This window comes from Pseudoalteromonas sp. GB56 (assembly GCF_054923835.1).
In genome coordinates this window covers 318,466-341,010 of the sequence record NZ_JBPCHK010000003.1, presented here as the reverse complement: position 1 = coordinate 341,010, position 22,545 = coordinate 318,466, and the positions used below count along the sequence as shown (strand labels likewise).

Below are 22,545 nucleotides of genomic sequence, written 5' to 3'. Positions count from 1 at the left end.
TCATTGCATTGGTCGGTGACGATATACTACATCGCTGACTGCTTAGAAGAGTAAAGGATAGGCAACTTTGAAACGGTTCACTCTCTTACAATTTACATTATGGCTGTTGGCGCTGTGTGCGGGGATAGTGGCTAATATCATGGTTTTCCATGCATTTAGTACGCAACAGCAGGATAATATGCAAGCTCAACTGCAACGCTATCTTGATACGCACGCTCAAATTACTGCTGGCGAAGCAGCTGAGCGAGCAACTGTAATAGCCGATCAATTAATCGCGTTAATGCCTATACAAAAACTTTGGGTTCGCAGTAGTGAAGGCGACGTACTCGCCACCAAAAGTAAGAAATCAGAAGATGCTTTGATTTCGCAAATTTCCCAGTCCCAGTTTGAGTCCATTCGCAGCCAATTTGCAATCAGTGAAAATGGCGAACTGAGGATAGAATTCATTGCCGATTTAAGTGAAGTTGCAAAAGCTTTTGAGCAAGGACTCATCTATTTCGTTCTTGTGATTACCTTTATATGTTTTGTGCCAATCGCCAGTCTAAAGACCGCGTATCGTGGTTATAGACGTCGCATAGCTGATTTAGTCACCGCAATCATTGACCAGTTTGTTGTTAGTAACGACCTCCCTGATCATTTCAGCCATGCATTTGCTGATGACAAAGAAAAGCTAAAAATTGCCAACCAAATCTCCCCTGCCCTAAGTCGATTAAATACTCACCTCGGCAGGCAGATGGACAACATTGCCAGTTCGGCAGTGGAGATCAAAAAAGAAGCATATAAAGATGTAGTGACTGAGTTGGGTAATCGCAATATGTTTGTCGAGTACTACGAGCGACATATTGAACATGCTGAAGCTGATTGCTTTGGGTGTATCGCGCTTGTGCGTGGTACTGAGTTACAACACATCAACCAGTCCAGTGGATACCAACAAGGTGATGAGTATATTCGTAGTATCGCAGAGATGCTCTCCGGCGCCGTTAGCAATTACGCGGGTAGTCATGTGTTTAGGTTAAATAGCTCTGACTTTGCGGTGGTACTACCCAATATTCCCCCAAAAGAAGCTGAGCGCTTTGCATCCTCTGTTCAGGCCAAACTGAATCAATACCAAAAAGTACATGAACTACCATCCGTAGCTTACACAGGTATCGTTCCTTACGAGCAACACAAGCCTCTTGGTGAACTACTCGCTAACGTAGATGTAGCGATGAATATTGCACAAAGCAAGCAAGCAAACGCTTGGCATATTCAACGACCTGAAGACGTGAGTGAGAGCTCAGTGCAAGGAACTCAAAACTGGCGCAAAATGATCAACGACTTGATTGAAAAACAATCCGTTGAACTTGTGATTCAAGCCATTATGCCGTTAGGCAAAAGCAATGTCGCCTACTCTGAAATTCAGGCTCGCTTTAGAGACAACGAAGAGCATATCTTGCCCACATCTTCATTTATGGCGATGGCAGATCAACTCGGTAAGTCTATCGAGCTTGACCAGATGATCATTGAGCACTCACTCAGAGCAATTAAGAGTAAGAACTTAAACGCTCAGTACTTCGGGGTGAATGTATCGGCTGCCAGTGCCCATGACGATAAGTTTTTAATCTGGCTAGAGCGTCGTTTACTTAAAGAGGGTGAATTCGCGTCACGATTGGTATTTGAAATATCAGAATTGGGACTGCAACAAAACATTATCGCGAGTAAGCGTTTCATTTCCATGCTTCATCGCTGTGGTGCACGAATCACCGTTGAGAAATTTGGAGTGGGTCTGACCTCGTTTAAATTCTTTAGAGAGCTTAAACCCGATTACATTAAGATGGATGCGAGCTACACACGCGGTCTTGAAGATGACAAGAACAACCAGTATTTCATGCGCTTAATGGTCGATTTAGCGCATAGAATCGGGGTTCGAGTGTTTGCTGAAGGCGTTGAAAGCCAAGAAGAAAAACATATCATCGAAGTTCTGTGTCTTGATGGCGCTCAAGGGTATTACATAGAAAAACCCAGAGAGCTGTAGAATAAAAATTCTATAATAGGAGGGAGTTCCCTCCTATTTTTTTGCTTAAAATTCAATTTAATGGCTTCATTTTCGACACCATAAAAAACTTGTTATTGAGATTGATTTGCATTACTATTCGCAAAAATATCAATATCAAGGAATTTGTTGTGCGTTTTCCCCTTTCTTTACTAACTCTCGCGCTTAGCGCTTCTGTGTATGCTCAACAGCCGACTGAGGACTTAGAACGAATAATCGTCACTGGCAGCCGTGTTGTCGAGAATATTGATGAAGTTCCCGCATCAGTTACCGTTATTACTCGTGAACAAATTGAAGCACAATTAAAAGTAAGTCCAGAACTACAAAATCTGTTAGAAGTGCTGGTTCCAGGTATGGCACCAAGTACCAACAGCTCAAGTAACACAGGCCAAACCCTGCGTGGCCGCGCCCCATTGGTAATGATTGATGGCGTGCCTCAGTCTACGCCTTTACGTAACGGCTCGTTGGGTATTCGTACACTTGATCCTAGCGTCATAGAACGTATCGAAGTAATTAAAGGTGCCACTTCCGTTTTTGGTAATGGTGCAGCAGGTGGTGTTATCAATTACATCACAAAAAAACCACACACAGGCAATGGTGCAACAGTGTCGGTTGACGCCTCAAGCCGATTCAGTGCTGTTAAGGCGGATGAATCAATGGGTGGAAGATTAGAGGTGTCAATCAACGGTCGTCAGGAGAAATTCTCTTACCTCGCCACTGTCAGTGTTGAAGAAAATGGTGTTCAACGGGACGCCGAGGGCGATATTTTAGGTTTGCAATACGGCCTGAGCGATGTAGAGACACAAAACTACTTCACCAAACTGGGTTATGACTTCGACAATGAAAAGTCACTGTCACTGACGTATAACTACTATAAATCACAGCAAAAAACAGACTTGGCGGATGTATTCGGCAACGTTAACACGGGTGAGAAGTCCTACGCGATACACGTGCCAAAAGAGCAACAGAAACAAGGTCTACCGCAAGGCCCAAGCGGTAATACCAATATCATGCTCAAGTACACCGACAGTGAAGTATTCAAAATGACGGCACTGACACTCGATGTTTACGCTCAAGACATCGAAAACGTATTCTTTTTCTCTCCTAATCTAGCTAACCCCACAGAAGGTTACGATGGAGGGCAATCGATCATTGCTTCCGAGAAGAAAGGTCTTAGAGCGACCTTCAATACCCTCTTCGATGTTAAAAGCGCTGAAGCGACGCTTATTTACGGGGTTGATATCCTCAACGATGTCACGTCACAGCCTTTAGTAGACGGGCGAGTATGGGTACCAGAAATGGACATGAGTAATTTTGCTGGATTCTTACAAAGTAAATGGGTCTTCAATGACCATTACGTGCTCAAAGCGGGTGTACGCCACGAAGACATTGATTTGAAAGTCGACGATTATCGTACGTTAGAGCTTTGTCGCAGCGAAACCCAGTGCTCTGTGCCAATAGATGTACGTGGCGATACCCTCAACTACACCGCCACGACGTACAACATCGGTCTGAAGTACAATGCCTATGAAGCATTTAGTCCATTTGTTAGTTACTCTCAAGGCGCTGATATTTCAGATATTGGCCGCCTATTGCGCACTGCAACCGTCAATGACATTGCGCTCATTCATACGCAAGCATCGGTGATAGATAACTATGAAGTTGGCTTCACATCTGTGATTGACAAGTTACGCGTTGAAGGCTCTTTGTATCGCAGCACATCAGAGCTTGGCACAACGAATTCATTTGACCAGACCACTGGAGTCTATATGCCAGTGCGTGCACCTCAAGAGATTTGGGGATATGAATTGCTGGCTGACTACCGCTTTAATGAGGCGTGGCGTACAACATTAACGTATGCCTATGTAGAAGGTAAAAATACAGAAGATGATATCTACTTAGGCGCGCGCCAAATCAGTCCACCAAAAGCAACGGCTAACGTCCAATGGCAGCCTACTCAAAAAACATCGTTGAGCCTGTCAGCCTTGTATGTAGGTGATAGAAAGCGATTTGACGCCGATGAGGCTGGCAATTATGTGGGCGATCAAGCGCCTATTGACGATTACCTCGTATTGAATATGAGTGGCCAACATCGCTTTAATGATCAACTTAAAGGTTACCTCGGTATCGAGAACCTATTAAATCGCGACTACTACCCTGCCCGAGCACAGGCATATACCTATGGCGGTTACAACATAAAAGGTCTTGGCACAACCATAACTGCTGGTATTAATTACCAATTTTAAGTCTTCAATAATACCTGCCCACGTTGCATACGAATGTGGGCATTTTTTACTTAAAAGTAGACATAAATCTTAATTGGAATGCGAATAAGTCACAATTGTAACTGGCTGATTTTTAAGAAAATAATTGATTTATGAAGGAAATAAACTAGAATTGTGGCATCACATAACTACGAGGCCGTAGCAAATGCAAGGTAAACAACGAGTTATAGACAGCCTGAATAAATTACTCGCAAATGAGCTGGCTGCAATCGACCAATATTTTATCCACTCTCGCATGTACGAAGATTGGGGATTAAACAAATTATACGTGCGATTAGAGCATGAACGTGAAGAAGAAACCGAACACGCAGACTGGCTAATCAAGCGCATTTTATTTCTTGAGGGCGTACCTAACATGACAAAACGTCGTGATTTGTTGGTAGGTAAAGATGTAAAAGAAATGATGGCGAACGATTTAATCCTAGAACTTGAAGTAGTCCAAAGCGTTAAAGAAACCATCAAAATCTGTGAAGAAGAACAAGATTATCAATCTCGTGAAGTATTGGAAAAACTGCTTTTTGACACGGAAGAAGACCATGTTTATTGGCTTGAGCAACAGTTAGGTCTGATTGAAAAAATTGGTATTCAAAATTATCTACAATCGCAAATGGGTGAGTCTGAGGTGCCGTCATGAAAGGTGATAAAGACGTCATAAGCGCATTGAATAAGGTACTTGCGAATGAGCTTGTTGGTATTAATCAATATTTTCTGCACGCACGTATGTTTAAAGATTTTGGATTTTCAAAATTAGACAAAGCAGATTACAAAGTGTCTATCCAAAAGATGAAGAATGCAGATCGTCTAATCGAACGCATCTTATTTTTAGAAGGTTTACCTAATCTACAAGATTTAGGCCGACTGCGCATAGGTGAAGACCCAGAAGAGATGATAGCTGCCAACATGCATTTTGAAACTGAGTCTCTTAAAGATTTACAAGCAGCTATAAAGCTGTCAGAGGACCGTTTAGACTATATTAGTCGCGAAGCACTCGATGCTATTCAACATGAACAGGAAGAGCAAATCGACTGGCTTGAAACGCAACAACATCTAATTAAAGTGACCGGCATAGAAAATTATCTGCAGTCACAAATGTAGTCCCTGCATTATAAAAAAGCCGCAGATTATGCGGCTTTTTTTATGCGCTGATTACAATGCTTTTTCTATGGGCAAAATTGACATAAACCATACTGTGAAGCGCTGCCATCCAGTAGTTTCAGGTTCATCATGCAAAACCGTGCCACTGGTATCTTGCCACTGCAAATCCCCATTTTCATCGAGTGTCACTCGCCAAGCGAAATCAGGCATGTTGTCTTTAACCCAATCACGTAGCATTTTGTTGAAGCGATGAGATTCCATCACCACACCTTGTTCGGTATTCAAATTAAATGAACGTGGGTCCAAGTTCAACGAGCCAATAAAAATGCGGTCATCGTCAAATGCCATTGTTTTGGCGTGTAAACTGGCTGTGGAAGAACCACCGAAACTCTTAATCTTTAAAGGTTCATCAGTGTCCTCAAAGTTACGCTTTAATTCCCATACGTTTACACCCATTTCCAGTAATTCTTTACGATAATTAGAATAACCAGCATGAACGACAGGTACATCCGTTGCAGACAAAGAATTGGTTAAAATCGTTACATCCACTCCCTTATCTCGCCAACGCTTGATAAGATCGACGCCGCTTTTACGAGGAATAAAGTAGGGTGAAACAATAACCGCTGACTCTTTAGGTGTTCCCATCGCAGTGAGCATTTTTGGTGCCATATGCGTGGTTGTGTCGCGGCTATCTGTTATTAACTTATTCGGATCATCGACGTACAAGTATCCCTGTGACCAATCCAAGTTCAATTTTCCTTGGCGCAGTTGGGCTACAATATCAGAATCTTTTAAACGCTTAACATAAGGGCTGTCTAGACCATAGTCCTTCGAGCTATAACGCTGCAAATTTTCAGTAAGTTGCTTATAGTGACGCTCGTCACCTTCGCCATATAAACCCTCAATCGTCTCCGCTAAAGGGTTATTCCAGTACAAGTCAAACGCATGCGCGGCCTTTTCGACGATGGGGCCAATGCCAAGTACATCTAAGTCCACAAACTGCGCATGGTCTTCACCAGAGAAATAGGCGTTACCTATGTTTCGGCCACCTGTAATGAACACTTGGCTGTCAACGATAAAGGTTTTGTTATGCATCCGTCTTGAGACCCGAGGATAATCAGTCAAAAAGCTTAAAAACCGCAAATTACGGTGACTCAAGGGGTTAAAAAGTCTGACTTCAATATTTTTGTGAAGAGCCAGGGCCGCCAAGTCCTGTTCTGATTCTGCTTGAGACATATCGTCGAGCAAGATTCGAACACGCACGCCTCTGTCTGCAGCTTTGTGAAGATAGGCCGCCAATAGCGCGCCGCTTTCTTGGCGATGATATAAATAATATTGAATATCAACTGATGTATCTGCCGCCTCTATCAGAGCAATGCGGGCGGCAAACGCATCTAACCCATCTATTAGGGGATAAAAGCCTGACAGGTCTGGGTCAGGTTGATCGTCGAAGAATTTTTCAACCAACTGGGTATCCTCCACTGATAAGGCATAGCTTGGCTCCTGCACTGACACCGACTCATATTCAGGTACAGAAGTGCACCCCAAAAGGTACCCTAAAACGAAGAAGATAAAAAGGAAACGAAAGTAAACGTGTTGATCCATGCTGCCTCGGCCGATTGCCGTAATCCATGTTTATAAAATATAACAAAGACGCACAGATATAAAAGGATTTAACTGATTAAAAGTTAAACGGATTTAAGAGTTAAGCGACTTCTTCTGTCACATCAACAATGTCGATAAGTTTTTGGTTAAGAATTTTTTTAGCGCAATTACAACACTTACCACATTGAGAGCCCACTTTAAGCTCCGAGCTTAAATCTCGCATAGAACGCGCGCCGTTATCGATCGCTTGCTCAATCTTCTTATCAGACACACCATGACAAAGACAGATATACACGAATAAAAACCACTCTCAATTAGATTATGCCGAGGATTTTAATCTAAACAAAAATAGTTATCAATAAGAATTTGAATACGGTGGTGTGCCAAATCTTTCCTTTCGTTACCAGTGAAATTCGCTTCTGACATGAACATAAAGCTAGCTATCTATTTTTGTTCAACATTTTTCAACAACCTGGACTTTGAATAGAAAAATTGAACTATGCTTTAGCTATATAGGCACATTTTATTAAGCAGTATGTGTTAGCGCGCGAACCTAATACCCAGACTCTGCGTAAAAGGCACGCATTTACTGACCTTGTTCACTAGGAGTACAAATGAAAAACGTACTTTATCCATTGAGCGCACTCTCACTACTACTCACATCGCACATCAGCTGTGCGCAGTGGTCAACCACAATTACGGGTGCGAGCGATTATACTTTTAATGGTGTGAGTCAAACCCTTAACGACCCTGCGTTACAAGGAAGTATCGATTATGCCCATGATAGAGGTTGGTATGTTGGAACGTGGGCGTCTAATGTTGATTTCGGTGATGGCACTGACTTAGAAGTTGATGTTTACTTAGGCAACTATCGTGAGTTGAACGATGCGTTATCTGTTGATTATGGCATTGCTTATTACACATATCACGGCGCCTCATACTCGAGTGATACTGACTACCCAGAAGCCTACACTAAATTTGCATATCAATCCTCTTTAGGAGTGAGTGAGGCTAATATTTGGTATTCATGGGATTACGCTGGTACGGATGCGGGTCATATCATCACCATGCTCGCCCATAGTTTTGATATTGCAGAGGGTCACACAATACGAGCAAGTATCGATTCATCAAATTCCTTGGATGGTAACAAGTTCATGTGGCAGGACAACCATAAGTCCTATTACCACTACCGCTTGGCCTATCAAACATCGATTGCGGGATTTGACTTTGAACTCGCGGCAGAAGATACCGATATAGACAGTCAATACGCGGATGAGCGCCTTGTTCTATTAGTTAGTAGAACATTTTCATTTTAGTCAGAGTATTAGCACTTATCTTATAAGTGCTAATATTTCCTTAAATTGGGGATGTTCACAGCTGTTAAGCCAAGAGAACATCACCGTCTCACTCGTACACACCTGCACGCCATTGGCCCTCAGCTGGTTCAAAGCCAGCTGCTTGTTGTCTTCTTCACGAGAGCATACAGCATCAGCAATGACGGTTACTTGATAACCCACGCGTTGTAGTTCATTGGCAGTATGATAAACACACACATGACTTTCCATACCGCATAGATATATCTGACATCGATCACTAACAGCGAGTGAGTTTAAAAACGATTCATTCTGAGCCGCGCTAAACGTGCTCTTTTCAACAACATCTGCTTTTGTACTAAGTAAGCTTGGATCAGTACGCCCTAGTCCTTTTGGATTTTGCTCAGTAATTACATGTTTAATATCGAGTAATTGGGCCGCTTGTGTCAGTTTGGCAACAACACCACGGACTTGCGCATAGTTTTTCATCGCTGGAGCGAGTCTCATTTGCATGTCTATGACGACAAAAACTGGGCTATTACAGTGCTCCACATCTGGCATACGTCCTCCTTAACAACGGCACAATTGTACCACTTATGTTTACAGTTTTTTTTAAGTAAAATTATAAAGATATAGTGACAATCTGTACTTCTATGCTAGATTTATAACATATTTGTTAATTCTGTGTTGATAGACCCATTCAGTCAAGGGAATCAGGCTGTTGAATCGGTTTCATCGTTCAATTGGAGTCGAAAGTTGCGTCGGTATATAAAGATCGTGCTTTGTGCGTTGTTGTTCTTTTTAATGCTACCCGCTAGTCCTCTTAATGCTTTGCCAAGTACAGCCAACTACGGCTATCAGCTGCAGCGCCTGTCAACTGAAGAAGGGCTGAGTCAAGGAACCATTAACACTATTGCTCAAGATGAGTTCGGATACTTGTGGTTCGGTACACAACGCGGATTAAACCGTTACGATGGTTACAACCTGAGTTTGTTCGAAAACTCAGACACTCCTTTGAGCACAGATAACATCATCAATATAACTAGGCTAAACAACGGCCATTTTCTCGTTTCTGCAGAATTGAAAGGTCTGTATCTTGTCGACCCAGCGACACTTACTTCAAAGCTGCTGTTGACCAATACCGAGTCTGAACTTGGTGCCAGTTACGCTGCGGTATGGCATATCGCCCAAGATAATAATGACTCAGACTTAGTTTGGCTGGCAATTAATAGCTTTGTTTATAGCTACAACTTGCGCACAGAATCCCTCAACAAGGTGATCAGTTTAGATAAGTCATCACAAATGGTAAGGGTGATATTACCCAGCGATGATGCGCTCTACATTGGATCTTCCGACGGCTTGTTCAAATACAGCTTCGCAACCGGTGAACTTGATTTACTAAAACATACTCCTAGCGAAAAACCTTCAAGTGACCAACGAAATGTTAAATTTCTACAATTTGATAGTGAGTACACCTTACTGGTTGGCACAGTAGAAGGGCTGTATAGCAATGACCTCAACGACAAAGAACCACGGATAAAAACGCTCATAGCCAACAAAAATATTTGGTCTTTGCAGCGCTATGGACTTATAGACTTTGTAGCGACAGAAGAAGGCCTACTTGAGTTTGACCGTTTGACCAAAAAGACCCGAGTTTTGGTTCAATTTAGTGATTCTCGCTACCCCGTGCAAGACAACACAATCATGAGTATGTTTCGTGACAAAAGTGGTATGTTGTGGTTAGGCTCTAGGGCCCAAGGCGCGTTTGCGTGGTCACCATTAGCCATGCGCTTCAAACAACTTGAGCTAATAACCTCGCAGTTTGAACATGGCGCCGCTGCTTGGGGAATGTACGAGCAAACTGATGGTACGTTATGGGTTGGCAGTGGCAATGGTGTAAACCGGATTAACGCAGATGGTTCAGGTGCCACCTATCTATCATCCGAAGATGATAAAATAGCCATGGATCAAGAAGCTATTTACCGAGTGAGTGCAGCGGTGCACGAAGAAGATGCACTGTGGCTTGATACCCGTATAGGTACGCAGTTACTCAACACCCAAACGGGTGAAATCAGCAACCCTATCAAAGAAGCAGCGCTGCCGCCTCAGCTAAATAAAGACGCAATTTTTTGGGGACTACAACAATTACCCAATGGTGATGCGTATTTTATATCTGAAAGTGGATACTACCGTTATCGTCCAGACAGCAATACCGTAGAATTATTAGACGCACTAAGCCAACAGCTTCCTGCTGAGAACGCATCTCACTTTCTCGCGCCTATACCTACACATAAAGATGATCCTTTGCTTAGTTACAATGGCGCGTTATACCGCTTTGATGTAGACAACGACACCACAAAAGTCATATATCAATCGAAGGGTTCAAGCTCACTGTCATTTAACTTTATCGACTCGTGGGTACTGGATCAAAATAACAGCCTGTGGATTAGTATTGACGGTGAGGGCCTGGTTGCCCTCGACTTAGAGACGCTTGAAATTCGCGACACCATTAATGTTGAAGATGGATTGTTAAACACCAACGTATACATGCCAATTCTCGATAACTTTGGCTTTCTTTGGTTTGGTTCCAACAATGGCCTCTATCGCTATAATATAAACACCGAACATTTGCGCCACTTTAGTGTAAAAGATGGCCTGAGCGCCGCTGAGTTCAACAGTTTTTCTGCGCTAAACTTATCTTCTGGCGAGCTGGCGTTTGGTACCGTAAAGGGCTTGATAATCGTCGACCCTGCCGACTTTATAACCAGTACCAATCATTACATCGCCCCTGCCCCGCAAATAACGAATGTGTCTTTGCTGTCTAGACCACTAAGCTACACCCCCGTTAGTTATGCCAGCAGTCCACTAGAGCTTGAATACGACGACCTAGGCTTAACCATTTCCTTTTCTAGCTTTGATTTTATTCATCGAGACCAAGTGCGCTATAAAATTGCACTCAGTGGTGCTAGCGAATTTAAATACCCAAATTACAAAGACAACACCTTACAGTTCGCCAAACTAAACCCCGGGCATCATCAACTGAGTATCAGTGCTTACGATCCAGTATCTGGCAATTGGTCCCGCACATTACATTTGGCCATCGTTGCAAAATACGCACCTTGGCGCTCCCCTGCCGCAATTACCTTTTATATCGTGATGGGGATTGTAATTATCGGTGGTTGGATATTTTGGTTGCGTAGGGCACAAACCAAAGCACAATTGGCACACAATCAATTGCTGGCATCGCAACAGCAAACTGAACTAGCGCTACAAAGTAATGACAGTGGTACATGGCATTATAGTGTGAGTGAGCGCTCATTTGTGCAAAAGCGTTTAGCTGCAGAACTTGGCTACAGTAAAAAGAACGACAATTGTTCATTTGAACAGTACTTGGAATACATTCACCCTCATGACATTGATAGATACCGTCTTAATTGGAAGCGATTTTTAAATCAAGGTGAAGACGCGACCTGGGATTTCACCTATCGGTTAAGTCATAATCTCGGCACTTGGCATTGGTACCATGAAGTGGGAAAAATCACTGAATTTGATAGTTTCGGTCATGCTAAAGAAGTGTCAGGGATCTACACCAATATCACCGAAGCCAGAGCATCAGCCCAACAAGCTACTGTATTGGGTGAAGCAATAAGCCAAATCAGTGATTGGTTACTCATACTCGATGAAAATCTTGCGCCATTCTCTGCAAATGAAAGTTTTCAACGCGCTTTCACCACCACTGATGCTGAAGAAATCAAAGTACAACCTTTCGTCCGTGCGCTTGGAAAAGAAAAATTTAACCGCTATATGAAGGTCATCAGCCGCCTAAAAGCGGGAGAGAACTGGCGCTTAGAAGAGCAGATCCGCACCCAGTATGATAAAAAGCATCCTGTGCAAATAAGCGTTACCGCTGTATGCCGAGACAAGCAAGACAATACCGATGAAATCAGTTATTACGTCATCGTTATTACCGACTTAACAGAGCAAAAACGCGCTGAGGATGAATTACGTTATTTGGCAAATTACGATCCGTTAACGGGTCTTCCAAATCGCTCGATGATGCGTGGAAAAATATCGCAAGCAATAGAATACGCTAAAGAAAATGCGCAACTTTTAGCGCTGTTGTTTATCGACCTTGATAAGTTTAAACCGGTTAATGACTCCTTCGGTCATGCCGTGGGTGACCAAGTACTGTGCTGTATTTGTGAACGAATCAGTGAGGAGCTCGACGAGCACTCCTTACTCGCGCGCCAAAGCGGTGATGAATTCTTGTTGTTAATCGAACGGGTGCAATCACCGCAGGCATTGAGTGAATTATCTGAACATTTAGCTAAAACACTTGAGAAACCGATAAAAATTGGCAACATCACTATCAACATTTCTGTCAGCATCGGTATCGCCTTGTCACCATTTGACGCTGATAATGCAGAAGACCTCATTCGTAACGCAGATATGGCGATGATATACGCTAAAAATGCGGGACGAAACGGCTATAAATTCTTTACTGAACAAATGAACAATCGCATTACCCACAAGCTTATGTTGGAAAATGCGTTGCAAGATGCCTACCGTGATGAACTGCTTATCAATCACTATCAACCGATCGTGCACATTCATCAAAAGCGTATTGTAGGCGTTGAGCTGTTATTGCGTTGGCAAAGTGAAGGCAAGTTTATCTCTCCTGGAGAGTTTATCCCAGTAGCCGAAGAAATCGGCTTAATTGATGCCATTACAGAGCAAGCACTGCATCGTGCACTCAGAGAATTACAGCAATGGTTTGAAAGCTATGATGACTTTTATTTGTCCGTCAATTTGTCACCGATTCATATATTAAAATCGAACCTGACGGAGCGATTTATTGATATTCTGGCGATGCATAATGTACGCCCCAGCCAATTGCGTTTAGAGATCACTGAAAACACCCTACTCGATGATAAAGCAAAAGCGGCTGAGCAACTTAATAAACTGCGCGCGGCTGGGCTTAAGCTGTTTTTAGATGACTTTGGGACCGGGTATTCATCACTGACTTATTTAAATCAATTCCCTATTGATGTGATTAAGATTGACCAAAGTTTTGTCCGCCAAATTGGTGTAAACCCAACCAATGAGGCCATCATTCGCACGATACTCAACTTATCGAATAGCCTAGGCTTGTATTGTATAGCCGAAGGTGTAGAAACGCGTGAGCAAATATTCTTCCTTAATAAGCTCGGCTGCCATCATTTACAAGGTTTCTTTTTCGCCAAACCAACCGATGCTATGACGCTTGCTTCAAAAGAATATATTGAGCAGACATTAGATAAAATGAAGAGTGTTTAAAGCGTACTTGATTGGAGCAAAGAGCGTTGATTAAACGCTCGCTGAGGCATTTGAGCAATGCTGATGGTTATGATCGTGGGTATTCGCTTCAATTTGCAACACACTGTGAGAGATCTTAAAGCGTTGTTTAAGCATGCTCTGTGCGACATTTCTAAGCGCCTCATCATGTGCTTCAATGGTACATTGGTGCTTCAACACGAGGTGCGCACCCACTGCTGGGGAATTGTCTACCATTGACACAGTAACGTTATGAACACTGGCGACATGCTCTAATTGCGCCAGCGCCTTTTCAACTTTTGTAGCTTTAGGTAAAGCGTCGTTGCCAGAGCGTAGGCGTTGCACACATTGGAAAATAAGGCGCAAGCCTGTAAAAAGTACGAACACTGAAATCAACATACTGAAAATAACGTCGATTTGTTGCCAACCTGTGTAGGCGATAATCACGCTGGCCAACAAGGTTGTTACCGTCGACAGAAGATCAAAGAAGGTATGCAAAAATACTGCATAGACGTTAATACTGTCTTTACGGCCTTTATACAACACCCATGCCGCTGCACCATGGAATAGAAAACCAAGCATGGAAACAAGCGCCATAATTTGCGTATTCACGCCATCTTGCTCATGACCATGATGAATGTCGATGTAACGCTGCGAGCCCACAGACAAGATGGTCAAGCTGATCGCCAAATACAAGCCGCCGTTAACTAAACCACCTAGTAATTCGGCCTTGTTATACCCCTCATTGAAATTGCGCGCCAAATGGATAGCAATTGATGACGCAAGAATAGCGATAAACAATGAACTGTTGTGAACGAAAAGATGACCGGCGTCAGCGAACACCGCCAGCGAGTTGGCAAAATAAGCCCCGACTAACTGGATCACCATAAAACTACACGTTATCGCAAGAGCGATGAGCAGGCGTCGACGTGATGCTTGGTGTGTGGTGATGTCAGTCATGAATGCTAATAGGCCGAAAAAGAAATGATATATAGTTACAATTCTACTCTGTTTGCGTAAAAATTACATCCGTTTTGCGCGATATGATCGTCCGTTCGCACAAGAAATCGGCGCTTCGCTTCCTCTCATAAAGGTTTTATCGAATCTAAGAGTATGTTATTAAACCTATATCTGTCATAAGCATTACAATAAAATGATACAAGTTCAGGGACTTAGAAAGAGTTATGGGGATGGAGAATCCCGCGTGGATGCACTTGCGGGTGTATCACTGAGCGTTAAACAAGGTGAATTCGTTGCCATCATGGGCGCATCAGGTTCAGGAAAATCAACGCTAATGAACATTTTGGGATGCCTCGATACTCCCACTGCAGGTACCTACCACTTAGGTGATGAAGCCATCGCCGATGTTGAAGACGAGCGTCTGTCATCTATCCGCAACCGCCATATCGGTTTTATATTTCAAACGTTTCACCTGCTATCTCGCCTCAGTGCGCTTGAAAACGTCATCCTTCCCCTTAGATACACCGACATTGATGCAGAATCGGCGAAGGAGAAAGGGTTAGAAATGTTGGACAAAGTGGGGCTGAGTCATCGTGCCCACCACAAACCTAATGAAATGTCCGGCGGCCAACGCCAGCGTGTCGCCATCGCTCGAGCCCTCGTGAATGACCCAAAAGTTATTTTTGCCGATGAACCAACCGGTAACCTAGACAGCAAAACATCCTATGAAATCATGGCATTACTTGAGGATTTACATCAACAAGGTAATACCCTTGTGATGGTGACACATGAAGCCGATATAGCAGCCTACGCCCAACGTACCATCACCATGCGCGATGGCCACATTATCGAGGATTCACAATGCCAACAATAATGCGCCTAACAGTAAACCTCATGCTGATGCTTGCTTCCCTCAACAGTACGGCTAAAACCCTGCTATTAAGTGGCGAACTCAAAGCCAGTGAACAGCAACGATTCTACGCACCGAAAACCGATAACTGGCGCGTACAAGTACAATGGTTGATGAAAGAGGGAGATATAGCTCAACCCGGTGATGTTGTTGTCGTTTTTGACAGTGGCTCAGTCGCGGCTGAGGTTGAACAAACTCAGCAAAGCCTTATTAGCAAACAAGAAGAGCTCCAAAAAGCGCAAAATGATGGCAAACAGAAATTAGCGGAAGCACAATTCGCGCTCGAACGCGCACAATTAGTGGTTGATAAAGCGCGTATCGACGCACGCATTCCCGAAACAAACCTTAGCCGTTACGACTATGAAGAAAACCAGCTGGCTCTGGAGCGCGCGCTCGTCGAAAAGCAAAAAGCAGAATCCACATATGTTGAAACTAGCACCTCTACTGAGGTTGAGGTAAATAAAAAGCTCTTGGAAATCGAACTACTGGAATTCGATCTTCAAAACCAGCAAGCATCGCTTGAGAAAATGAGCCTCACCGCCGAGCGTAGTGGCCCAGTTATCTGGGCTAATCACCCGTGGAATGGCAGTAAATTGTTTGCTGGAGTCACCGCACAACCTGGTTGGAAAATCGTTGAAATTCCATCTCTTTCAGAGCTTTATATCGAAGCTTGGGTTCATGAAGTGGATTACCCACAATTAAAAATTGGCGACAGCGCCGAATTGGTGTTCGATGCCCATCTGGAGACTCGCCACCGAGCCCAACTCACTGAGCTCTCCACTCAACCAGAGGAGCGCAGCCAATGGGGGGAAGATGCCTATTTCCGTGCACGATTTGATTTTGACAACAGCAAAATCAGTGCCTTATTACCCGGTATGAGTGCCCGACTTGTAATCGCTGAGAAGGAGTTCACCGATGAATAAGTACCTCTATGTTATCGCCCTCACAGTGGCGCTTGTAGGCTGTAATGAGTCAACAGAACAACACCTAATTACAGACAAAGAGTCAGGACATATAATCACTGCCAGTGGCGAGATCACCTCACAAAGTACAGCGCAACTTGCTCCGCCATCCATCACACGTATGTGGCAGTATCAAATCAAAACGCTTGCGCCGGAGAATACGCAAGTGCAACAAGGTGATCTTATCGTCAGTTTTGAAGACAAACCTGTGCGAGACCGCCTATTGGAAAAACAAGCGCAATGGCAACAAGCAGTAAAAGAGCTTGAAAACAAAGAAGCACAGGAAAACGCCACACTCGAAGAACTCAAACTCAATGTTGCGCAAATGCAGATGGAATTCGAAAAAGCGCAGCGCAAGGCACAAATCGTTGATCATTCTCGATCTGAAATTGATCGCAAAAAGGCGCAAATAGATTTCACCATTGCGTCGTCCGACTTAAAGCTAGCGCAAGAAAAGCTAGCCTTCCATCATGATAATACAGCGCTGAATTTGCAACTCGCCAAAGCCAAGGTGACGCGCCTGGCGAATGACGTCGAGCAGCTAAAAAATGATGTCGAAAAGCTGAAAGTTAAAGCGCCAATTGCCGGCTTAGTCATTTACCACACCGACAACGAAGGTGAAAAGAAAGCGGTGGGTGAATCAGTGCACTTTGGTCAGCCGGTCGCACAGCTTGCCGTCCTTGAACAAATGCAGATTCGCGCACAAATCAACGAACCTGATAGCGGTAAAATTAAGCCTGGACAAAAGGTGGAAATCATTATCGATGGCAGCAATGAAATTCACACCACTGGCACTATCGACTCGCTAGGACGTGTGTTCAGAGAAAAAAGCTGGCAGGATAAACGCCGAATTATCGACGCGACTATCACTATCGATGCGATTGATACGCAGAAAATGCGCCCGGGCATGACGGCGCGATTACGTATTCACACGCAAGCACAGGAGGTGAGCGAATGAATGCTAAACACTATCCGCTGGTAGGCGCCCTCACCCTTGCATTGTTAAGTGGCTGCTCAGAACAAGTTCAACAACACGATGCGTTGACCTACACCCTGTATGAGCAAGGCTTTATAACCACAGTTCCGGCACACGGTGAGCTCATCGCAGCCCATGAAACAGTGATCACCACTCCGATGAACAGTCGCGGCCCGCAAACACTTGAATGGCTCAAAGAAGAATACTCCGTGGTTAAAAAAGGCGAGATAATAGCTCGCTTTGACGGCACCTTTATGGAACGCGATCGCCGTACCAGCGAGAACAAACAAGCAATCTCTGGTGAAGACATCGAGCAAAAACAAGCGCAACTCGCTCAGCAACAGGGACAGCTTGTTTACGATATGGACTTACTCACCCAAGAGCGCAAGTTTGCGAAGGAATTCAGCATTGATGACATTCGCATTCGCTCCAAGCTGGAGATTTTGGAGTCGATGCAAAACGTGGAGTTTCTTGACGCTAAGAGTGATTACTTCAGTTGGCAAAAAGGGCAATTTGCTGATTCAGCTGGCGGTGAACTGGACTTGCTGAACATGCAGCGTAAAGAACACAGTGACAAAATCGCACGCTTAAACGCAAATTTATCTAGCTTGGAAGTCGTGGCACCTCACGATGGTTTACTTACCCACCAAGCAAACTGGCGCGGGGAAAAGCCCAAACCAGGGGAAACTTTATGGCCAGGGCAGAAAATCGCGGCGCTGCCAGACACCAGCTCAATGCAAGTTAAACTATATGTTTCTGAACGTGAAGCGCTGGAGCTTGCACCAGAGCAAGAAGTGCTTGTCACCACTCTCGCTTACCCCGAGCAACCTTTCAAGGCAAAAGTAGCGTCTGTGTCACCCATGCCAAAATCAATCGAACGTGGTGACCCAAGGAAATATTTCGAGGTGCTCACAGAAGTCATTACGACCAATACAGATGTGAGTTTGCAACCAGGACTAAAAGTGACCGCCTTGATCACCACCAAACCTGAACAAACTGGGCTTGTGGTGCCAAGACAGGCTATTTTTAGCGAACAACAAAAGCAATTTGTGTTCGTCGATGACGGCAATCAATGGCGCCGCCAAGAAGTATCGATAAGTGGCGGAAACTTATCGCTTGTGGAGATTAAATCGGGATTAACTGCTGGCGACACTATCTCGCTGATTAACAGGGACGCATCATGAAGTACTGGCAATTATTTATCGATACGTTGGCGCAACTTTGGCAGCACAGACTGCGCACCCTACTCACTCTTTTGGGGATGATATTCGGAGTAGGCGCTGTTATTGCGATGCTGAACATCGGCGAAGGTGCCGAAAAAGAAGCACTCAAGACCATCGATTCTATGGGACTTTACACCGTTATCGCCAATGCCAAGACGTTCGAGCAAAAGGAGTTAGCAGAGCAACGCAAATATTCAAATGGGTTAACACTGCGCGATGGTGAATTAGCTTTGTCGGCCATGCCGTTTGTTACCGACTTTTCAGCAGACAAAAAAATCGACAGCTACCATATTTTCAGTGCTCACGGAGAAACCTCCAGTGATGCCATGGGCGTAAGCAGCAACTATTTTGAGATTGCTCAATTTCAGTTACAAGCGGGTCGCTTTTTCACACCCGACGAAGCACAGTCCATGGCACAAGTGGTAATGCTTGGTGCAGGCGCTGCGCAAACTCTTTTCCCTGACGGGAACACAATCGGTCAATATGTGAAAGTAAATCATTTATGGTTTGAAGTGGTGGGCGTTTTGGCACCTCCTTATATCGGCAAAGGAGAATTCCAAAGTCTCAATCTCGATAAACAACAACACAGTGTTTTTATGCCTCTGAGCAGTGCCCTACACCGCTTCGCCCAAGAAAAACTGTCGCCACAATTAAGCAGTTTGAAGTTTTCTATAAACCCAGATTACGACCCTGGCCAAGCCAGCGAAGCGATTCGTCACTTCTTAAATTACCGACACAATGATGTTGATGATTACGAACTCGTGGTCCCTGCTGCGCTATTAGCACAGCAAAAACAAACTCAGCGCATATTCAATATTGTGATGTCCTGTGTGGCGGGTATTTCCTTACTCGTTGGCGGCATTGGTATTATGAATATCATGCTCGCCACAGTGCTCGAACGCACCAAAGAAATTGGTTTACTGCGTGCGGTTGGGGCGACAAAAAAGGATATCCGCACCCAGTTTATCGCCGAAAGTTTTACCATTTCTGTCTTGGGCGGGATTATTGGCGTAGCATTCGGCATCATTCTGTCTGAGATGATAGCCCTCTATTCGCAGTGGGCAGTTGCTTGGTCTATTAGCGCAATTATTTTATCATTCAGTATTTGCGCGCTTGTAGGTCTGATTTTTGGTGTTTACCCTGCAATTAAAGCATCGAAGCTAGACCCAATCGACGCGCTTCAAAGCGAATAACAAAGGCCGAGTGCCCGCCAAAACGTGGGCACTTAGGAGCAGACCCAAGGTGTAGATACTCAGTGACTAACTCAAAACATATTCCTCACGCTTTGGTGGTTGAAGGCGGCGCCATGCGTGGCATTTTTGCCACGGGTGTACTCGATGCGTGGCTTGAGCAAGGTTATAGACCGTTTGATATGTACTTTGGCGTATCTGCAGGCGCAACCAATATCGCAGCCTTTTTGTGCCAGCAACATCGTCGAAATTACGCGGTGATTACCGACTATTCGTGCCGTCCTGAGTTTATTAACTACACACGTTTTGCTTTGGGCGGACATTTGTTCGACTTAGATTGGTTGTGGCAAAAAACCATCAGTGAAATCCGCTTAGATTTAGCCACGTTTACCAAACAAACGAGCCCTTTTTACATCGTTGTCACTGATGCCGACAGCGCACAAGCCCAGTATATCCCAGCCTGCGCTGACAATTTAGAGCACGTATTGAAAGCCTCGTGCGCATTGCCTTTGGCTTATCGAGACTACCCTGCCTACGAAGGAAAACGCTACACCGACGGTGGCATAGGTGATTCAATTCCGGTGCGCCAAGCCTATGCGATGGGCGCGCGTAAAATCACGGTGATCTTGTCACAGCCTTTAGGGTATCGTAAGAGCCCTGCACGATTTAACTGGCTAACCAAGCAATTACTGAAAGATACGCCTGCACTTGCGCATACCATGCAAACCCGCTGGCAAGACTACAATACCAGTTTGGATTTTATCGCCCACCCACCCGAAGATTGCACCATTGATGTGATAGCACCACCCGATGGATTTGGGGTTTCGCGCACTACACGAGACCTCGCTTTGCTTGATGCTGGCTACCACATGGGTATCGAGGCGGCACAACGTTTTTAAATTACAAAGGCGCTAACTTGGTCTTGTAATTTCACTGCAAGTTGAGACAGCTCTTTACTCGCATCGGCGTTTTGTTGTGAACTTTGTGACACAGAGCTAATACTGTCATTAAATTCTGTGATGTTCTCGTTTATTTCAGCCGCCACGGTGGTTTGTTCTTCAGTGGCGGTCGAAACCTGCAAGTTCATATCGACAATTTCAGCCACTGCAGCACGAATTTGTTCAATGGCATCGGCTGATAATTGACTGAACTCAGCACTTTGCTGGGCACTGTTGTCAGCACCTTGCATAGCGCTTACCGCTTGTTGCGCCATATCCTGCAACGCGTTGATCATGCGGTTGATATTTTCCGTTGCCTGTTGGGTATTGTGCGCCAACGTTCGCACTTCATCCGCTACGACCGCAAAACCGCGGCCGGAATCCCCAGCTCGAGCTGCCTCAATCGCTGCATTTAGCGCCAGTAAGTTAGTTTGTTCCGCAACGCCCTGAATCATCAAGACCACTTGATTTATTTCATTAGACTGCTCATGCAACTTATTGATCAGCATACTGTTATCCGTAACAATCCCAGATAAGGTTTGAATGGAGGCAAGATTGTTTTCAATCGTCTGTCCACCTTGTAGAGCAAGTTGGTCTGCTGCCTCAGCGCGCTGAGATGTGGTTAGCGCATTGTGCGCCACCTCTTGAATGGCGGCACTCATTTGCGTGATAGCCGTTGCTATCATCGCACTTTGCGCTTCTTGCTGCGTGGCCGTACTCGCAACTTGCTGGCTTATCATCTGCATTTGTTCAGAGGCAGAGGACAGCGTTAACGACGCCCCCATCACATCTGTTACCAAGGTATGCAAGCGGCTTAACATATGGTTGAAGTGCCCAGCGGTTATCGCTAGTTCATCACTGCCGGTCACGTCAGCACGTACGGTTAAATCTGCATTTTTGGCTATGTGTTCAATGGTGCCTTGTAACTTCGACAACGGTGTTTGAATTGAGCGATAAATGAACCAGGCGAATAACCCCACTAGCACAACGGTAAGAATAATTCCCGTAATCATCAAGGTACTCACCATTTGGCTATTTTCTTGTGCGTAATCACGGAATTTTTGTGCCTCATGCAATTGTAAGTCAATTAAATCACCGTAACTGGCGCTCAATGGGTCAAATGTGGCGTATAACTCATCGACAAATTTATTTTGATTCATTGCTTTAAATTCGCCTGAGTCGATTTTGTTCATGTACTTAAGAATCAGAGCCTGAACCGGGAGAGAAAGCGTTCAACTTCGCCTACTAGCCTTTTTTCTTCACTCGTAAGCTTGGTGCCAAGGTATGCTTGCCATTGCTGATCCGCGAGTGTACGTGCCGCCTCTATCTCGCTTATCACTTCAGAACGACTCACGACATCGGCACGGTATTTATGCAATAAATCCACAATATTGACCGCGTAATTGTCTGAAACGACTTTGATTTGCTTCAGTGGCACAACACGATCTTCGTAAATACTATCGATATTTTTCGCTAACATCCTGAATTCCCAGATACTGATAGCGGACGCAATAATAAGTAAACTAATTGGAATAATGCACAATAGAATAAGACGGGTTCTAACGGATGTGTTGTTGAGCATGGTACACCTTCGTTTAAGGTCGTGATTGATTCTTGCAATCCATGCCCCGAGTGCGCCAACTAGCGCATAACTAAGTATTTTCTATAAATTCAAATTGTGCCAGTGAAAAATGAACAGCTTACTTTAGGTGCCTGCCCAAATAAAAAAAGCCGCTCAAAAGA

The 22,545-nt window shown here is 44.4% G+C and carries 18 protein-coding genes; 12 read left to right on the top strand and 6 right to left on the bottom strand.

All coding sequences use genetic code 11. The features are described from left to right. The first annotated feature begins 67 nt into the window (after positions 1 to 67). From ACH19P_RS16885 to bfr (ACH19P_RS16870), 4 genes are all read left to right on the top strand, one after another. Entirely contained in the window at positions 68 to 2,014 is a 1,947-nt protein-coding gene (locus ACH19P_RS16885) for an EAL domain-containing protein (protein ID WP_462159772.1), read from the top strand. Positions 2,015 to 2,163: 149 nt separating this feature from the next. Continuing rightward, complete coding sequence (locus ACH19P_RS16880; protein ID WP_462159771.1) at positions 2,164 to 4,278, top strand: TonB-dependent receptor; 2,115 nt, start codon at positions 2,164 to 2,166, stop codon at positions 4,276 to 4,278. 184 nt (positions 4,279 to 4,462) lie between these two features. Further along, positions 4,463 to 4,951: a bacterioferritin gene (bfr, locus tag ACH19P_RS16875; protein WP_462159770.1), complete on the top strand. Its 489-nt coding sequence runs from the start codon at positions 4,463 to 4,465 to the stop codon at positions 4,949 to 4,951. Then, positions 4,948 to 5,412 carry a bacterioferritin gene (bfr, locus tag ACH19P_RS16870; RefSeq protein ID WP_462159769.1) on the top strand — a complete coding sequence of 155 codons (465 nt, stop codon included), beginning with the start codon at positions 4,948 to 4,950 and terminating at the stop codon, positions 5,410 to 5,412. Before bfr (ACH19P_RS16875) ends, bfr (ACH19P_RS16870) begins: the two co-directional genes overlap by 4 nt. Positions 5,413 to 5,463: 51 nt before the next feature. Here the strand turns inward: bfr (ACH19P_RS16870) and ACH19P_RS16865 are convergent, their stop codons facing one another. Then, positions 5,464 to 7,017: a phospholipase D-like domain-containing protein gene (locus ACH19P_RS16865; RefSeq protein WP_462159768.1), complete on the bottom strand. Its 1,554-nt coding sequence runs from the start codon at positions 7,015 to 7,017 to the stop codon at positions 5,464 to 5,466. Positions 7,018 to 7,117: 100 nt separating this feature from the next. Then, complete coding sequence (locus ACH19P_RS16860) at positions 7,118 to 7,312, bottom strand: (2Fe-2S)-binding protein (RefSeq protein WP_462159767.1); 195 nt, start codon at positions 7,310 to 7,312, stop codon at positions 7,118 to 7,120. 319 nt (positions 7,313 to 7,631) lie between these two features. On the opposite strand from ACH19P_RS16860, the gene ACH19P_RS16855 reads away from it, so the two are divergent. Beyond that, complete coding sequence (locus ACH19P_RS16855; RefSeq protein WP_462159766.1) at positions 7,632 to 8,333, top strand: TorF family putative porin; 702 nt, start codon at positions 7,632 to 7,634, stop codon at positions 8,331 to 8,333. Between the two features lie 15 nt (positions 8,334 to 8,348). Here ACH19P_RS16855 and ACH19P_RS16850 read toward each other — a convergent pair whose 3' ends face one another. After that, positions 8,349 to 8,891, bottom strand: coding sequence for an isochorismatase family protein (locus tag ACH19P_RS16850; RefSeq protein ID WP_462159765.1), 543 nt, complete (start codon positions 8,889 to 8,891; stop codon positions 8,349 to 8,351). Positions 8,892 to 9,086: 195 nt separating this feature from the next. Between ACH19P_RS16850 and ACH19P_RS16845 the strand changes: the two genes are divergently transcribed. Further along, positions 9,087 to 13,646 (top strand): EAL domain-containing protein, encoded by a 4,560-nt coding sequence (locus ACH19P_RS16845; RefSeq protein ID WP_462159764.1) that lies wholly within the window; start codon positions 9,087 to 9,089, stop codon positions 13,644 to 13,646. 30 nt (positions 13,647 to 13,676) lie between these two features. Here ACH19P_RS16845 and ACH19P_RS16840 read toward each other — a convergent pair whose 3' ends face one another. Then, positions 13,677 to 14,603: a cation diffusion facilitator family transporter gene (locus tag ACH19P_RS16840; RefSeq protein ID WP_462159763.1), complete on the bottom strand. Its 927-nt coding sequence runs from the start codon at positions 14,601 to 14,603 to the stop codon at positions 13,677 to 13,679. Between the two features lie 193 nt (positions 14,604 to 14,796). Here ACH19P_RS16840 and ACH19P_RS16835 point away from each other — a divergent pair, with 193 nt between their 5' ends. The 6 genes from ACH19P_RS16835 (at position 14,797) to ACH19P_RS16810 (ending at position 20,763) form a co-directional block, all read left to right on the top strand. Further along, entirely contained in the window at positions 14,797 to 15,477 is a 681-nt protein-coding gene (locus tag ACH19P_RS16835) for an ABC transporter ATP-binding protein (protein WP_462159762.1), read from the top strand. Further along, positions 15,465 to 16,436, top strand: a complete 972-nt coding sequence (locus tag ACH19P_RS16830; protein WP_462159760.1) for an HlyD family secretion protein — start codon at positions 15,465 to 15,467, stop codon at positions 16,434 to 16,436. The genes ACH19P_RS16835 and ACH19P_RS16830 overlap by 13 nt, the downstream gene beginning before the upstream one ends. Further along, the gene (locus tag ACH19P_RS16825; RefSeq protein WP_462159759.1) at positions 16,429 to 17,433 is read left to right on the top strand and encodes an HlyD family secretion protein; all 1,005 of its coding nucleotides are present in this window, start codon (positions 16,429 to 16,431) and stop codon (positions 17,431 to 17,433) included. The genes ACH19P_RS16830 and ACH19P_RS16825 overlap by 8 nt, the downstream gene beginning before the upstream one ends. Then, entirely contained in the window at positions 17,430 to 18,635 is a 1,206-nt protein-coding gene (locus ACH19P_RS16820; protein WP_462159758.1) for an efflux RND transporter periplasmic adaptor subunit, read from the top strand. The genes ACH19P_RS16825 and ACH19P_RS16820 overlap by 4 nt, the downstream gene beginning before the upstream one ends. Further along, positions 18,632 to 19,867: an ABC transporter permease gene (locus ACH19P_RS16815; protein WP_462159757.1), complete on the top strand. Its 1,236-nt coding sequence runs from the start codon at positions 18,632 to 18,634 to the stop codon at positions 19,865 to 19,867. The genes ACH19P_RS16820 and ACH19P_RS16815 overlap by 4 nt, the downstream gene beginning before the upstream one ends. Positions 19,868 to 19,929: 62 nt before the next feature. After that, complete coding sequence (locus ACH19P_RS16810) at positions 19,930 to 20,763, top strand: patatin-like phospholipase family protein (RefSeq protein ID WP_462159756.1); 834 nt, start codon at positions 19,930 to 19,932, stop codon at positions 20,761 to 20,763. Here the strand turns inward: ACH19P_RS16810 and ACH19P_RS16805 are convergent. Together ACH19P_RS16805 and ACH19P_RS16800 are read right to left on the bottom strand one after the other, a co-directional pair. Further along, positions 20,760 to 21,962 carry a methyl-accepting chemotaxis protein gene (locus ACH19P_RS16805; RefSeq protein WP_462159755.1) on the bottom strand — a complete coding sequence of 401 codons (1,203 nt, stop codon included), beginning with the start codon at positions 21,960 to 21,962 and terminating at the stop codon, positions 20,760 to 20,762. The two genes, ACH19P_RS16810 and ACH19P_RS16805, sit on opposite strands and share 4 nt — an antisense overlap. 44 nt (positions 21,963 to 22,006) lie before the next feature. Next, positions 22,007 to 22,384 carry an MCP four helix bundle domain-containing protein gene (locus ACH19P_RS16800; protein WP_462159753.1) on the bottom strand — a complete coding sequence of 126 codons (378 nt, stop codon included), beginning with the start codon at positions 22,382 to 22,384 and terminating at the stop codon, positions 22,007 to 22,009. Positions 22,385 to 22,545 lie beyond the last annotated feature (161 nt).

Coding starts and splice junctions, on each gene's coding strand:
- ACH19P_RS16855 (WP_462159766.1), top strand. CDS start 7,632: ATGAAAAACGTACTTTATCCATTGAGCGCACTCTCACTACTACTCACA.
- ACH19P_RS16805 (WP_462159755.1), bottom strand. CDS start 21,962: ATGAATCAAAATAAATTTGTCGATGAGTTATACGCCACATTTGACCCA.
- ACH19P_RS16835 (WP_462159762.1), top strand. CDS start 14,797: ATGATACAAGTTCAGGGACTTAGAAAGAGTTATGGGGATGGAGAATCC.
- ACH19P_RS16800 (WP_462159753.1), bottom strand. CDS start 22,384: ATGCTCAACAACACATCCGTTAGAACCCGTCTTATTCTATTGTGCATT.
- ACH19P_RS16830 (WP_462159760.1), top strand. CDS start 15,465: ATGCCAACAATAATGCGCCTAACAGTAAACCTCATGCTGATGCTTGCT.
- bfr (WP_462159770.1), top strand. CDS start 4,463: ATGCAAGGTAAACAACGAGTTATAGACAGCCTGAATAAATTACTCGCA.
- ACH19P_RS16815 (WP_462159757.1), top strand. CDS start 18,632: ATGAAGTACTGGCAATTATTTATCGATACGTTGGCGCAACTTTGGCAG.
- ACH19P_RS16840 (WP_462159763.1), bottom strand. CDS start 14,603: ATGACTGACATCACCACACACCAAGCATCACGTCGACGCCTGCTCATC.
- ACH19P_RS16850 (WP_462159765.1), bottom strand. CDS start 8,891: ATGCCAGATGTGGAGCACTGTAATAGCCCAGTTTTTGTCGTCATAGAC.
- ACH19P_RS16865 (WP_462159768.1), bottom strand. CDS start 7,017: ATGGATCAACACGTTTACTTTCGTTTCCTTTTTATCTTCTTCGTTTTA.
- ACH19P_RS16825 (WP_462159759.1), top strand. CDS start 16,429: ATGAATAAGTACCTCTATGTTATCGCCCTCACAGTGGCGCTTGTAGGC.
- bfr (WP_462159769.1), top strand. CDS start 4,948: ATGAAAGGTGATAAAGACGTCATAAGCGCATTGAATAAGGTACTTGCG.
- ACH19P_RS16820 (WP_462159758.1), top strand. CDS start 17,430: ATGAATGCTAAACACTATCCGCTGGTAGGCGCCCTCACCCTTGCATTG.